The sequence below is a fragment of the Methanoculleus nereidis genome, from assembly GCF_032944295.1.
GTDB classification, from domain to species: domain Archaea; phylum Halobacteriota; class Methanomicrobia; order Methanomicrobiales; family Methanoculleaceae; genus Methanoculleus; species Methanoculleus nereidis.
Genome location: NZ_JABFFQ010000001.1, coordinates 23,973 through 37,709, shown reverse-complemented (window position 1 = coordinate 37,709; position 13,737 = coordinate 23,973). Strand labels below are relative to the sequence as shown.

Genomic DNA, 13,737 nt, shown 5'->3' with positions numbered 1-13,737 from the left:
AGGGATGCGGTCACCTGCCCTCTTTCTCCCACCAGACCGCCGCGGTCGGCCGCACTGTCGTCTCGACATACTTCCCGGACTCGTTTTTGCGGAGCGCCCGGGCGAAATACTCCCTGACCGGTGAGAGATCCTCCATACCGGGGTTGTGCATCGTCACCCAGGTCTGGACGGCCTCTTCGGGGGAGTCGTAGACCGCGTCCCAGACGGCGTGATAGATCCGGACGTTCGGGTAGATCCCGGCGTCGTGGAGGATGTTGACGGGGTAGATGTAGTCCGGGTAGCCCTTCCGCACGGTCGCTGCCTCCCCGAAGACCGCCCGGTAGAGCGCCATCTCGTTGGGGTTCCGCCACTCGCCCGCGTGCCAGAAGAGGTAGACCGCCCGGAGAGCCGCGGCGTCGAGTTTCTCCAGGGCAGCGGCGAGGTCGTAGAACCCGAGCGAGAACGCCGCGACGACGACGTCGTGCGGTTCTATGTCCCTGCCGATCACCGTATCCTCCCACCGCATCGTGGCCGTGGAGTAGTTCGTGCGCCCTTCCGCCGCCATCCGCTCCCGGAGGACGGAGAGCATGCCTTCCGAGGGATCGAGGGCCGTCACGTGGGCGGCGGTTCGGGCAATCGGCACAGCCAGCCTCCCCGTCCCGGCACCCATATCGAGCACGGTGTCCTCCGGCTGGATGTCCAGGATCGCGAGTTCGTGCTCGGTCGCCTTCTTCTCGTCCCGGGTGACCCGCCGGTAGGCAGCAGCGCGTTTGTCCCAGTGGGCGGCGGGATCGCGGTCTTTTTCGGCACGTTCGGGCGAACCCACGTGGAGCGCCTTCCAGAGCTCGTTCCAGTCAATGATCCGGTGCATGGTTCTTCCTTTCTTCGCGAAATATCATAAGCGCTCGCTCGCAGCAGTGGGATGCGACTATGGTAGCGGCCCTTCTCCGGCATCCCAGAGATCCCGTCCGCGATCGGTGACGTCCCCCGGGAGATCTACGAGTTCGATGGGGTATGGGGCGAAGAACGACTGGTTCATCAGGTACGGTTCCTGGAACCGGATCACCCACGACCGGAGCAGGCCGCGGGGTTCGGCCAGCGTGGCATGGCCGTTTTTATAGCGGTCAATCAGCCTGATGCAGTAGGCTCTCTCCTCGTCTGAGATGCGGTCGGCGAAGTATCCGAGGGCGTGCAGGAGAACGTTGACGTTGCCGGTATACCGGGGAGCCCGTGCGAGCGCGATAGAGAGCATCCGGCGATATTGGAGGAAGAGTTCTCCCGGTTCAACCGCTGCCCGGGACGCGACGAGCCGTCCCATCTCCCGCAGCATCTTCTGGCTCAAGGCGAGCAGGAGGAGTTTGTTCTCCGCGTGGAACTGCACGAGGGCTTCCCGATTTCGGGTCTCCTCGACACCCCGGAACGCCGCCAGGGTAAAGATTGCGGAGAGGAAGTGGTCGCGGATCCGCTGATTGTTGAGGCGGAGTTCGTCCTCGACGGGAAGGTCCGGGTACCGCTTCAGCACCTCGCGGGCGAAGAAGCCTGCGGACTTTGCTATCGCCGCGGACTTCTCCATCGACGGGTACACCCGCACGTTCCGGGTTCCGGAGGTTGGGGAGCCGCCTTTGAGGATAAACCCGTCGATCGGGGGCAGGGGATCGAGAAACCCGGCTGCAAAAGCGGACATCTCGGCAGTGACGTCCCGCCCGGTAGCCGGCTGCACAAGGCGATCGGAACCGCCTGTCCGGACAATCCTGACGGTCGAGCGGGGGATCCCGAGCCCGATCTCGACCTCCGGGCAGACCGGGATGCAGTCAGCGTACTCCCGCAGGTGTGCCACCGTGGGGGAGGGTATCTTCGAGCCGTCGTAGCGGCACGGGTCGAACTCGATGCAGCGGCTGACGACGAGGCGGGGGCGCGGGTATTCTCGGGTCATGGGGTTCACGATACGGCGGGGTGCATATGAATCCTTCTGGTGGTGGGTGCGGGTATACCTGCTGGACTGTATCCGGAACCCTTATTCACCCGCCCAAAAGAGATACGATCATGAAGGTGCTTGGGATCAGCGGGAGCCCGAGAGCAAGGGGGAACACCGCCCGCCTCCTCACGGAGGTTCTCCGCGGGGTCTCCGATGTGGGCGGCGAGGCGAGCGCCGTCAGTCTCTCCGAGTATGTCATTGCAGGCTGCGTCGGTTGCGAGCGGTGCAGGCGCGACCTGACCTGCACCCGCTTCAATGACGGCATGACCCTATTGTACCCCCGTATCGTGGAAGCGGATGCACTCGTTCTCGGCTCGCCCGTCTACCACTACAACGTCACCAGCCAGATGAAGGCGTTCATCGACCGGCTCTATGCCTTCTACGACTTCACCGATGAGCGCCCCCGGGGTTATTCCAGCCGTCTCGCGGGCCGGGAGCGCAAGGCCGTGGTCTTCGCGGTGGGTGAGCAGGCCGACCCTGCCGACCTCGGCGTTGCACTCGAAGCGCTCTCCCTGCCGCTCCGGCCGCTCGGCTATGAGGTGGTTGCCGAACTCCCGGTCCTAAACTGCTTCGAGCCGGGGATCGTCGGGAAGAAGAAGGAGGTGCTTGAGCAGGCGTACCGGTGCGGCCGGGATCTTGCGGCGGCGCTCTCCGGGGCCTGAGGTGGCAGCGCGGAGCAGCACCCCCGTATGGAGAGTGGGGACGTCGGCCCGGTTCAGATATGCCCGCAGAACGGCCCCGATACCGGACTGACGCCGAACGGTGTGGGTATCCGCCTGTTGGGGATAATCTTATGTACGGTGAACCGCTCCTCGAATCACCGTTCCGGAACGGTGCAGGTGGCGGATGCCGATGAGAACTACCACGACGTCGAGATCTGTGTGGCTCTTTTTCCTGCTGGTCTTCCTGTTATCCCTTCCCACGTACGTGCTCCGTCTCGCCGCTCCATACAGCCTGCTGATGGTTTTCAACCCCTTCATCGCGGCCTCGATCCTCACCTACCGGGAGGCGGGATCGGGCGGCGTGAGGCTTCTTTGGAAGAGAACCTTTGATTACAAACGGATCCAGCGGAAGATCTGGTATATCCCCCTCCTTCTCCTGATTCCGGCCGTGACCATCCTGCAATATGGACTGATGAGACTGATGGGGGTGGTACCCATCCCTCGCCTGCAGTTCCCGTTCCTGATGATGCCCGTCTATCTCCTGGCCTTCTTCATCCTCGCAATCGGTGAGGAGGTGGGCTGGTCGGGATACGCCCTCGATCCGCTGCAGGACCGGTGGGGTGCTCTCCCCGCGGGCATCATCCTGGGGGTGGTGTGGGCGCTGTGGCACCTTGTGCCCTACTCCCTCGTGAACCCGCTGCTATGGGTGGCGGCCCAATGCGTCGCGACGGTGATGGTACGCATCCTCATGGTCTGGCTCTATAACAACACGGGAGGGAGCGTATTCGGCATGATCCTGTTTCACGCCATGGTCAACATGGGATCGGTTCCCGATTACGGTTTCCGGTACGACCCCGTCCTGGTGGCCCCCACCCTGACCGTCATGGCTGCGGTTGTGATCTTCATGCGGGGGCCCGGGACCCTGGCCCGCTACCGCTATGCCTGAGCGGTCCGCTGCCACGATTCGAGGAGTAAGGCAGACTCTTCAGGAGAGCTGCTCGACGATATCCACGAATACGCCGGCCGGGTCTTTGAGGATGAAGTGCTTCTGGCCCCATTCTTCTTCGGTGTAGGGATACACGATCATCACGCCCTCAATCTTCTGCGCCTTCTCGTACTCTTTCCCGGCATCCTCTACGTCGTAGGTGACGATGATGCCCTTTCCGTCATACGCATCGTGGAGAAACGGGGGCTGGTTCGGGAGGTTCGGTCTCATGAACCCGAGCTCGATGCCGTTTTCATGCTTTAACTGGATATACCAGTCTGCCTCAAAGACGATGTCGAAACCGAAGTGGTCGACGTAAAAGTCCCTGCACTCTTCGAGGTTCGGCGTGATGACGACGGGGTACTGTACGGATACATCTATCGGCTCCATATCGCATCTCCTTCTGTCGGCACGACCCCTTCGAAGAAAAGGTTTGCCATGGGTCGCTTCCGGCGGGCGGACCGCCGGGAAAAAGGACGGCCCCCTTGCCCCTCAGTTCTTGAAACTGTGAATCGGTGCGGGGATCCGCCCGCCACGGTTGATGAAGTCGGCGCACCCGAACCGGTTCACCTGCTGGACCGGTGCATGACCCAAAAGTCCGCCGAACTCGACGGTCTCGCCGACGTCCTTTCCTACCACCGGGATCAGCCTGACAGCGGTGGTCTTATTGTTGATCATCCCGATTGCAGCCTCGTCCGCGATGATGCCGGATATCGTCGATGCGGGTGTGTCGCCCGGGACCGCGATCATATCGAGGCCGACCGAGCATACGCAGGTCATCGCCTCGAGTTTCTCGAGCGTGAGGGCACCGCGGTTCACCGCATCGATCATCCCCTGGTCCTCGCTGACCGGGATGAACGCGCCCGAGAGCCCGCCGACAAACGAACTCGCCATGATCCCTCCCTTCTTCACCTGGTCGTTTAGAAGGGCAAGCGCGGCCGTCGTCCCCGGTGCTCCGGCCGACTCGAGTCCCATCTCCTCGAGGATCCCGGCGACGCTGTCCCCGACGGAGGGCGTGGGGGCAAGGGAGAGATCCACGATCCCGAACGGGATCCCGAGCCTCTCCGACGCCTCCTGCGCGACGAGCTGGCCTGCACGGGTGACCTTGAAGGCCGTCCGCTTGACTGTCTCGCAGAGCACCTCGAAGTTCTTGCCCCGGACCCCCTCGAGCGCGTGCTTGATGACCCCCGGGCCGCTTACGCCCACGTTGATGACCGCATCGGCCTCGGAGACGCCGTGAAACGCCCCGGCCATGAACGGGTTGTCGTCGGGGGCGTTGCAGAAGACGACGAGTTTCGCGCAGCCGAGGGAGTTGTTCTCCTTCGTCGCCTCGGCCGTCTCCCGCACGATCTCGCCCATCAGTTTTACGGCGTCCATGTTGATCCCGGTCTTCGTCGAGCCGATGTTGACCGAGCTGCAGACCCTCCCGGTCGCGGCGAGAGCCGCCGGGATTGAGCGAATGAGGGCTTCGTCGGTCGGGGTCGTGCCTTTCGAGACGATGGCCGAGTATCCCCCGAGGAAGTTGACCCCCGTATCCCGTGCGGCTTTATCAAGCGTCTTTGCAACCTCTACAAAATCCTCCGGGGACCTGCAGGCCCGCCCGCCGACCAGCGCGATGGGGGTTACGGATATTCTCTTGTTCACGATCGGGATCCCGTACTCGAGCTCGATCTCCCTCCCGGTCGAGACGAGGTCTTTCGCCAGCCGGGTGATCTTGTCGTAGATATTCCTGTTCAGGGTATCGAGATCGGCGTCGCAGCAGTCGAGAAGGCTGATACCGAGCGTGATCGTTCTCACGTCGAGCTTCTCCTGCTCGATCATCTTGTTGGTCTCGTTCACCTCGAGAATATTGATCATGGAACCCCTCAGATGCGGTGCATCTTCGTGAAGATGTCTTCCCGCTGGCACCGGATCTTAACACCGATCTCCTCGCCGAGGTCGTCGAGTTCGGTTACCATCCCGGCATACGGTTTTGTCGATCTGCCGGTATCGACGATCATCATCATGTTGAAGTATCCCTGCACGATCGTCTGCGAGATGTCCTCGACATTGACCTGGTTCTCGGCAAGATACGTGCAGACCTTCGCGATAATGCCGACGGTGTCCTTCCCGACGACGGTAATGATTGTCTTGTTCATGCTCTCCTGTCCCTGTATGGTATTGATCTCTTCCGGCATTAATCCGATGAGGACAGCACCGGGAAGGGGGTGAAAACGTCCTTCCCAAAGAAGAGGAGGGTTCAGGGGGGTGCTACTGTGCGCTCTCGTCCGGCTGGATCACGCCGAACGTGTTCCCCTCGGTATCCCTGCAGTACGCCAGCCATCCGACGCCCGGCACCGCCATCCTCGGAAGGGCGATGCTCCCGCCGGCTTTGAGCACTGCGTCGAGGGATTTGTCCAGGTTGTCAACGCCGATCGTGCAGACGTATGCGTTCACGGGCTGCCCTTCCGCAGGCGCCGGACCCCGGCGTAACATGAGGCCGCCGTTGATGCCGGGCTCGGTCTCGGGTCCGGTCATCATCATCCAGTAGCGGTCTTCATCCTTCACCTCGGTCCCGGGCGGGCTCCACTCCTCTATCTCCCAGCCGAAGACGTCCTGGTAAAACTTCACCGCCCGCTCCGGGTCGCCGGCATGGATCTCGAAATGTACTATCCGGTTCATGCGATTCATCCTCCTTCTGCTGCCTGGCGGCAGAGGTTACATACGACCCCTGACTTAGTTGGGACGGAGATATATCTTTACGGTGGATTGATCTCTGCAGTGCGGCTTCCCTGTCTTGACTGGATGTATCTCGGGCCGCACGCATATGCTATCCCGCGTGGGAGAGGTGCGCACCGGTGGTTCAAGGTCTGGTGGAGCCGGCGGGTGGGCATGCGGATGAGGGTTACCTCCGGCCGTGTGCCTCTTTTGATCGGAGATCCTTACCAGCCTTCACCTCGATCAGAGTCTGAACAGGGCGACAAGTTTTGCATTGACCTCCGCCTTGAGGTCGTCATCCAGTTCTCCAAGTTCACCGACCATCAGGTCTTTCAAGACCGTCGCGATCTTGTCCAGCCGGATCACCGAGTCGACTTTGAGACCGCTCTTCAAAAAGCCTGCATGTGAAGAGGTTATTATAACTCCGGCGGAACTCGTTCCTGTGTGAGTTTTTGATGAGATGAAGGCGAGGACAACATCGCGGGCGCCCTCGTGGAGGACGAGCGCCGGGCGCAGTTTTGTCGTTGTTAAATCGGTGAAAGGAAATGGTATCAGAACGATCTATCCCTTCATCGATACACGACCCTGACATCGCTGACGGTATAGAGATCGGGCTCCTCGTCCAGGAAGGTGGAGAGCGACCGCTCGGAGAGTTTCATCATTGCGAGACTCTCCCTCTCATTGAGGAGATCGTCGATCTTTTCGGTGAGCACTCTGATGCTCTCTTTAATCTCCCTGACGTCCGTTTCGATGTCAGTCATGATGCATCCTGTGTGAGAATTATGCAGATGGTCGGTTGGACATGCCATCAATCTTTGTGTTTGGGATCGGGTTCCCGGCATGGTATGGCGGAGGTATCGGGTTCAGGCATCGGTCTACGTCAACGTACGTTGCCTTGGAGGTGGTGTATCAACGCTACGTCAATTCTGGTTGACATAGCCTCGCGACCTAACGGTGTCGTTGAAGAACACTGAGAAATAACATCCGGGAGTCATTAGTTCATGAAAAAGTACAGCAGAGACGACCAGACAACGATGGCGGCCTGGGCCGCGGACTGCGCCGAGCGGGTGCTCCCGCTCTTTGAGAAGGCATACCCGGAGGATGACCGGCCGCGGAGAGCCATCGAGACGGCCCGAACGTGGGTCAGGACAGGCATCTTCAGGATGGCTGAGATCCGCGGGGCGTCGCTCGCCGCCCATGCCGCCGCCCGCGACGCCAAAGAGAATGACACGGCTTGCTTTGCTGCCCGCGCCGCGGGCCAGGCGGTGGCGACCGCACACGTCCCCCAGCACGCCTATGGGGGGGCTTATTACGCTTTGAAAGCCGTCGCGGCGGCGGACCCGGCGAACGCCGTGGTGAATGTTACCCGGGAGCGGGCGTGGCAGGCGGAGCGGCTCCCCGTGGGGTTGAGGGAGGAGATTATGGAGAGGATTGTTGTTGAGGAGCGCGGGGGCGGGGTTTCTGTTAAACTGAGGAAGGGGGAGGGGTTTTGAGGGATTCGTGCCCCGACCGAGGGCTGATCGCGACAACCACATCCTACACCCTGTCTCATGCATCCACTCCAGAACCCGATCACCCCACCTCCCGCAGATCCCTCCGCACCCGCCGCCGCATATACCACTCCGCCACCGCGCCCAGCGCATGGTAGACCGGGTTGACCGGAACGTCCACGTAGTAGCGCCTCCCCTTCTCGAACCACCCCTTCCCGGCCCAGTAGGCGTGGTCCGCGGGGCTCCGGTCGCCCAGCTCGTCGCAGGGCGCTCTCCCGATATGAAACGCCATCACGTCGAAGAACCCGGGCCTCCTCGGCGTTTCCCTCCGGAGCGCGGCGAGAAAGGCCTTTGCCGCCGCCTGCAGTTTCTCTTCGTTCTCCCGCAGCCGGTAGGCGGGGAGCGGCCCCATCTTCGCGTGGGAGAAGATCCCCGCCCGGGCGACGACCTCGAAGCCCCAGATGCGGGCCACCGCGTTGAGGTAGTCCAGCACGTCCTTATCCCCCATCACCCCGACGGTGGTGAGAAGCAGCGCCTTCTGCCGGAAGAACCGGGGGCGGTGGAAGATGTAGGAGTGGCGGTCGATGAAGACCTTCATCAGCCCCGAGACCTAGAACCCGTACACCGGGGTGGCGAAGATCACCCCGTCCGCGGCATGCATCTTCTCTTCCAGGAGGGCCGAATCGTCCTTGATGGGGCAGTACTCCTCCCCCCGGTCGAAACAGGTGTAGCACCCGCGGCACTGCTCCAGGCCGACGTCCCCGAGCATGACGTACTCCCAGTCAACCGCTGCCTCCTCCTGGAGAATCTCGCGGATCCGTTCGGCTGCACGGTAGGTGTTTGCTTTCCGGGCGCTGCCTATGATGACCAGGACCTTTATGGGCCGATCTTCCATGGAAGAGTGAAGGTAACTCTCATACATAGACTTTCTTCCCCTGTACCGTCAGGTGCGTGCGGCTGTATGGGGGAAAGGGGGCACAGAAAGAGATTAAATGCAGAACAGGGTGAATAAAACGGGCAGGGCCGTTCAGGCGTGCCCGAATCCGCCCCGGTCAGTCCGGCTCTGTCAGGAATCCGGTGACCAATCACATAAACAGTTCCGGTGCCGCGCTCATCGCAACGTGCTGCTGCCCGGGCATGACGACGACCCTGCTGTTCGGCAACGCCGCATGCACCGCCGCCCCTCGCCCGGGCCATCGACCGCGCCGATCCCGGGGTCCGGGCAAGTATGATCCCCCGGGCGACAAAAATACTCAGAGCGGAGGGTGAAAGTGTAGTCCTTCGGGTAGGCCCGCTCACGCTGGTTGATGAGTGCCCTTCTAATGGTGCTGCTCCCGTATCCTCCGCCGTGAGGGGCTGTCACGGTGCCGCTGTTTCTTCCCCATCAAATAGGCTATAATGGTTAGATTAATGGAAACATCACGCCAAGGAATGCATGACGGGGCGATCCGGTATGCAGGAAGAGGTGCAGAAGAAGGCGGGGCCTGATCAGACGCCGGAGTCCGTCATCCTGCGTGTTGCGTATTACTCCCTTGCCGTCAACGCCGGGCTGGTCGTCGCAAAACTGCTACTCTCGGTCTATACGGGGAGCCTTGCCCTCCGTGCGGACGGCATACATTCGTTCGTGGACGTGGTCGCCTCGCTTGCGCTGATCGTGGGGGTGTACCTCTCCTCGCGCAAACGCCGGGATTTCCCGTATGGGCTTTATAAGGTGGAGAATGTCGTCGCGGTAGCCATTGCCCTCCTCATCTTCTTCACCGCCTTCGAGATTGCGGCGGAGGCGGTGACGGGCGATGCCGCCGCCCAGCCCTACAGCGGGTGGGTCCTCCTCGCCGTTGCCGCCTTCATCCCGGTGCCGTATATCCTCGGCACCTACGAGGTGAACGTGGGGCGGAAGTACAACTCCCCAAGCCTGATCGCGGACGGGAGGCAGCACCGGGTGGATGTCCTCTCGTCCTCGATCGTGTTCTTCGCGCTCCTCGGGCAGTTCTTCGGCATACCCCTGGACCGGATCGCAGCCGTCGTTGTCGCTGTCTTCATCGTCCGGGCGGGCTGGGGGATCTTAAAAGACAGCATGCGAACTCTCCTGGATGCCTCGGTCGATTACGATACGCTCAACGAGATCCGCAGCATCATCCTCTCGGATCCGAAGGTGAGCGGCATCAAGAGTATCACGGGGCGCAACTCCGGGCGCTACATCTTCGTGGAGGCGATGGTTGAGATGGCGGAGTCGGATTTTGGGAAGGCGCACCGAGAAAGCGAGCGCATCGAGCAGGATATACGGCGTCAGGTGCAGAACGTCGAGCGGGTCCTCATCCACTATGAGCCCAAAAAGAAGACGCACCTGCGGTATGCGGTGCCGCTGCAGGACCGGGAGGGGTCGATCAGCGCTCACTTCGGTGAAGCGCCGTATTTCGCGATCCTCGACTATGACGTTGAGAAGAACCAAATCGAGCGCCAGGACACCATCTCCAATCCATTTACGGATGTGGAGAAGCGGAAGGGTGGACAGGTGGCGGAGATGCTGCTCGCGCAAAAGATCGATGTGGTCTTCGTGCATCACTCGCTCGCGGGGAGGGCGGCAGGCTACGCGCTTGAGGCGGCGGGGGTCGAGATGAGGGCGACCTCCGCGACAACGCTTGCGGAACTGATCGACGATGTGGTCGTGAATCATGGGGAAGAGACCGGCGCTTCGCCCCGGTGATCTCTTCGTTTATAGATCCGGATGAGATGCCTCGAACCGACCGGGAGCATTGGACTATGAGGGAGAATTAAAATCCTGGCCTTTCTATTGCATCCCGATATTTCGGTCCGGTTGCGTCTCAGGGCGTTCCGCTGTGCCTCACGCTGACGGCAACGACGATGGCTCCGATGATAAGAGCAACCGCTCCCGCCGCCGCCCAGGTTGGGGATGGGCCGACGACCTCTTCGCAGTTCGCGATGCATAATATCGGACGCATCCGAAGAATTCCCGTGCCCTGCAGAAGCCATAGCAGGCCGAGGGTGACTACAAAAGCGCCGAGAAGTGCTCCAATTATCTGGCTTGCCTTCATGCTCGATCGACCGCCAATCTTCGATACCGGTAAAAATACCTTCTGCCTCGCAGGTTGTGATGTCGCCTGGCACCGTTCCGGGTTATGAGCATGGCCGGGGTAACTCCAGGCGATTGCACCTTCTGTCAAACAACCTTCATCTTCCCCGAAATCCCACCTGGATAGCAATAGAGGGTTCCGGGAGAGCAGTATGCATCACCGCGAAAACATCATCCTCATCGGGATGCCCGGCGCGGGGAAGAGCACCGTGGGCGTCATCCTTGCAAAAACGCTTGGCATGCAGTTCATCGATACGGATATCCTGATACAGGAGCGGGCCGGGAAGATGCTGCAGGAGATCCTTGATACGGACGGGCCGGATGTCTTCAAGCGGATCGAGGAGGAGACGATCCTCTCCCTTCACCCCCGCAATGCCGTGATCGCGACGGGCGGCAGCGTGGTCTGCAGCGAGGACGCGATGGCGCACCTGAAGTCAGAAGGGCTGGCCGTATACCTGAAAATTCCGTACGAGGAGATGGAAAAGCGGCTCAAGAACATCACGACCCGGGGGATACTCCTCCTTCCGGGCCAGAGCCTCCGCGAGATGTACGACGAGCGGGTCCCGCTCTACGAGAAGTACGCCGATCTCACCGTCGCGTGCTCGGGCGAGGATCTCGAATCCGTGGTCGGGCGCGTGATCGAAGCGTTGTGAGGGGTCCGGGATGGGGGGTTATGACCCCATTTCTGCAACCAGGAACCGCCCCTCCTCATCCTCGGCGAAGCGCACCGTGACCGTCTCCCCCTCGTGCACGCCAAAATCCGAGTAGGGTTCGTTCAGGAGAGTTCCCCGCAACGACGCGCCGTCGTCTGACTGGCCTTCCAGGCGGACCCACACGCCTTCGGGGATTGTTTCGCGGTCTTTCGAGACAAGGATCACCGATACGTCGTCGAAGCACCCCGGAGCCCTGAACCTGTCGAGGTCAACTCTCTTTCTTACCGCCTGGAGCTGTTCCGGTTCGTAATAGAGGCGCCATCGCTGTTCCTCGAGCAGCGAGAGATCGTTCGCTTCATCGTTTGAGAGGAGTGTATACGTTCCCACCTCGTCGGAGTGAAGTATGAGTCCCTCGCCGTGATTCTCGAAGTTCGCGACGATCTCCGGCGCCCCTCCGGGCTCGGTCCGGCACAGGGTATGGATACGAAAGGTGATGCCCTCCTCGTGGCCGACGTAAAAGAAGCCGATGCACCTGTCCGCGTCCGGCCGCATCAGTCCCTTCGCGGAGAGGATGCGGGAGATGCCGGGACCGATCTCCGCGATTGCCCACCTGTTGATGATCTCTCTATCTGAATAGGGTGTCGTCCTGTTGTTCATGGTACGTGGTACAGGGTCTTCATGTGCAATGTGAAAGCAATTTCGAAATGTTCATGGAAAGTCCCTGACTTGCTCTCCCTGTCAATAAGAAGTATCTGAGTTGAGGAAGGGCCCGATATCGTCCCCGTCCGGGCATCAAGATCCCTTGCAGATCACCTACGAAGTTAAGCGCACCGTTGCCGGGATGCTCTGGGACGGCATATCTCCCTGAGCAGGTCGTCGAAGAGACCTCCGCGCTGTATGGCATCCCGGAAGAGTGTATGAAGGAAGTGCTGGCCGCAGTTCCGACTTAAATCTCCCTTGTAGACCATATTTCCTCTGGCGAATCTCTTTTGATCATCCCTTCTTGGCAGTCTTTCCCTCTTTTTAAGATGGTCTAAGGAGAGGCCTCAATGTTCATGTATGGCCGGACGTGTCCGGACCGGAGGGATCCTGTTCTTTGCCATACGAAGACTTCCCTCATCACCGATTATTATTCGCACCTGCGGATCAGAGCCTGAGTTGCACACCGCAGACTTCCGCCCTGTCCGTTATGAACCCCGAAATATACCGGATAAACGGAAATTCCACGTTTTTCCAATTCTTCCCTGATAAACGTATTGTCGTTGTGATCGTTCCAGGACATGATGTAATGACTTTCGTCAACGGGCAAACCATTAACGGCCAGCCTTGAGGCATCTTCCAGAGAAACCGTTATTGTGTCAAAGTTTTCAAGGGCTTTTGGGATGCCTTCTGCAAACGCTTCAGGACAGAGAATTGCGAGACCACTTCTGGGAACCGAAAGCACACAGTCAAGATGGAGAATCTCAGGCACCAATGGCACACGAATTACATTGAAGGCATCACCCAGGAAATTTTTCAGCCAGCGATATCCGGCTTCATTTGAACCCACAGCGGGATTCATCGAGTTTCCCACCAGGATCGTGGTGCCAAGAACAATAACGTCGCCGCCTTCCAGCAACGGTTTTTCGTCACCGGGAATTGCCAGTGGTTCTGTATGCGGCATGGCAACCCACCTGACACCGTCAACGCATTTTTTCCGTAAAATTTCACTGAAACCCGAGATGTCTGTTTTTCTGATAGGGGTTCTAAGATTGCATTCAATAATGGTATTTCCGATGATCACCAGATTGTCACGGGGAAAATCCTGAGAGTATCCGTTTATCAGGATTTGTTCGCCATAGTTCTCCCGAATGAATTCCGGAGTTATCTCTTTTGGGCGAAGAACCTTTACTCCGAGTTTTTTCAGAACAGTGATAAAAGCCTGAGTTTCTTCTTCAAGCATTTCGGATTCGCTTTTCCCCGTATCCGGATGTATCATATCTGCAAAGTTCATTCCGGCCGTTTCCCGGGCATAGGCAGCTTCATCCTCCGGCAGAATCCGGAGAGCATTTTCAAACCATGGTGCCTTAAGGTCCGGTGTCATTCCGGTAGATAATCCGACGATAACTTCCTGAAGTTTTCCGTATTCGGACTCTACATGGATTTTTGCGTCTTCCATATGGTTTTCCACTTCCCTGGGAATCCGTGTCGGGTCCTCTGAAATGA

Annotated in this window: 18 protein-coding genes; 5 read left to right on the top strand and 13 right to left on the bottom strand. The window is 59.8% G+C overall.

The features are described 5' to 3' along the window. Positions 1-10 precede the first annotated feature (10 nt). A complete protein-coding gene (locus HL657_RS00240; protein ID WP_317294853.1) occupies positions 11-850 on the bottom strand; it encodes a class I SAM-dependent methyltransferase in 840 nt (279 codons plus the stop codon). Positions 851-907: 57 nt separating this feature from the next. After that, positions 908-1,912 carry a YbgA family protein gene (locus HL657_RS00235; protein WP_317294852.1) on the bottom strand — a complete coding sequence of 335 codons (1,005 nt, stop codon included), beginning with the start codon at positions 1,910-1,912 and terminating at the stop codon, positions 908-910. Positions 1,913-2,022: 110 nt separating this feature from the next. Between HL657_RS00235 and HL657_RS00230 the strand changes: the two genes are divergently transcribed. Beyond that, positions 2,023-2,616, top strand: coding sequence for a flavodoxin family protein (locus HL657_RS00230; protein ID WP_317294851.1), 594 nt, complete (start codon positions 2,023-2,025; stop codon positions 2,614-2,616). Between the two features lie 184 nt (positions 2,617-2,800). After that, positions 2,801-3,562: a CPBP family intramembrane glutamic endopeptidase gene (locus HL657_RS00225; RefSeq protein WP_317294850.1), complete on the top strand. Its 762-nt coding sequence runs from the start codon at positions 2,801-2,803 to the stop codon at positions 3,560-3,562. Between the two features lie 39 nt (positions 3,563-3,601). Here the strand turns inward: HL657_RS00225 and HL657_RS00220 are convergent, their stop codons facing one another. The 6 genes from HL657_RS00220 to HL657_RS00195 all read right to left on the bottom strand — a co-directional run bounded on the left by HL657_RS00220 (position 3,602) and on the right by HL657_RS00195 (position 7,059). After that, the gene (locus tag HL657_RS00220; protein WP_317294849.1) at positions 3,602-3,991 is read right to left on the bottom strand and encodes a VOC family protein; all 390 of its coding nucleotides are present in this window, start codon (positions 3,989-3,991) and stop codon (positions 3,602-3,604) included. 102 nt (positions 3,992-4,093) lie between these two features. Then, on the bottom strand, positions 4,094-5,458 hold the full coding sequence (locus HL657_RS00215) for a PFL family protein (RefSeq protein ID WP_317294848.1): 1,365 nt from the start codon (positions 5,456-5,458) through the stop codon (positions 4,094-4,096). Between the two features lie 8 nt (positions 5,459-5,466). Beyond that, a complete protein-coding gene (locus HL657_RS00210; protein WP_317294847.1) occupies positions 5,467-5,739 on the bottom strand; it encodes an ACT domain-containing protein in 273 nt (90 codons plus the stop codon). A 112-nt stretch (positions 5,740-5,851) separates the two neighbouring features. After that, complete coding sequence (locus HL657_RS00205; RefSeq protein WP_317294846.1) at positions 5,852-6,262, bottom strand: VOC family protein; 411 nt, start codon at positions 6,260-6,262, stop codon at positions 5,852-5,854. A gap of 279 nt (positions 6,263-6,541) precedes the next feature. Beyond that, positions 6,542-6,850: a type II toxin-antitoxin system PemK/MazF family toxin gene (locus HL657_RS00200; protein ID WP_317295599.1), complete on the bottom strand. Its 309-nt coding sequence runs from the start codon at positions 6,848-6,850 to the stop codon at positions 6,542-6,544. A gap of 17 nt (positions 6,851-6,867) precedes the next feature. After that, positions 6,868-7,059, bottom strand: a complete 192-nt coding sequence (locus HL657_RS00195; RefSeq protein ID WP_317294845.1) for a hypothetical protein — start codon at positions 7,057-7,059, stop codon at positions 6,868-6,870. Positions 7,060-7,299: 240 nt separating this feature from the next. Between HL657_RS00195 and HL657_RS00190 the strand changes: the two genes are divergently transcribed. Beyond that, positions 7,300-7,791, top strand: a complete 492-nt coding sequence (locus HL657_RS00190) for a putative immunity protein (protein ID WP_317294844.1) — start codon at positions 7,300-7,302, stop codon at positions 7,789-7,791. Between the two features lie 79 nt (positions 7,792-7,870). Here HL657_RS00190 and HL657_RS00185 read toward each other — a convergent pair whose 3' ends face one another. Both HL657_RS00185 and HL657_RS00180 read right to left on the bottom strand, forming a co-directional pair. Beyond that, positions 7,871-8,386, bottom strand: coding sequence for a hypothetical protein (locus HL657_RS00185; RefSeq protein WP_317294843.1), 516 nt, complete (start codon positions 8,384-8,386; stop codon positions 7,871-7,873). A 12-nt stretch (positions 8,387-8,398) separates the two neighbouring features. Then, positions 8,399-8,683: an NAD(P)H-dependent oxidoreductase gene (locus HL657_RS00180; protein WP_317294842.1), complete on the bottom strand. Its 285-nt coding sequence runs from the start codon at positions 8,681-8,683 to the stop codon at positions 8,399-8,401. 540 nt (positions 8,684-9,223) lie between these two features. Here HL657_RS00180 and HL657_RS00175 point away from each other — a divergent pair. After that, on the top strand, positions 9,224-10,492 hold the full coding sequence (locus tag HL657_RS00175; protein ID WP_317294841.1) for a cation diffusion facilitator family transporter: 1,269 nt from the start codon (positions 9,224-9,226) through the stop codon (positions 10,490-10,492). Positions 10,493-10,610: 118 nt separating this feature from the next. On the opposite strand, the gene HL657_RS00170 is transcribed toward HL657_RS00175, so the two are convergent. Then, on the bottom strand, positions 10,611-10,748 hold the full coding sequence (locus tag HL657_RS00170; RefSeq protein WP_317294840.1) for a hypothetical protein: 138 nt from the start codon (positions 10,746-10,748) through the stop codon (positions 10,611-10,613). A gap of 283 nt (positions 10,749-11,031) precedes the next feature. Between HL657_RS00170 and HL657_RS00165 the strand changes: the two genes are divergently transcribed. Beyond that, positions 11,032-11,532 (top strand): shikimate kinase, encoded by a 501-nt coding sequence (locus HL657_RS00165; protein WP_317294839.1) that lies wholly within the window; start codon positions 11,032-11,034, stop codon positions 11,530-11,532. Between the two features lie 18 nt (positions 11,533-11,550). Here the strand turns inward: HL657_RS00165 and HL657_RS00160 are convergent, their stop codons facing one another. Next, on the bottom strand, positions 11,551-12,189 hold the full coding sequence (locus HL657_RS00160; RefSeq protein WP_317294838.1) for a hypothetical protein: 639 nt from the start codon (positions 12,187-12,189) through the stop codon (positions 11,551-11,553). Between the two features lie 472 nt (positions 12,190-12,661). Continuing rightward, positions 12,662-13,690, bottom strand: coding sequence for a dimethylarginine dimethylaminohydrolase family protein (locus HL657_RS00155; RefSeq protein WP_317294837.1), 1,029 nt, complete (start codon positions 13,688-13,690; stop codon positions 12,662-12,664). Positions 13,691-13,737: the final 47 nt, after the last annotated feature.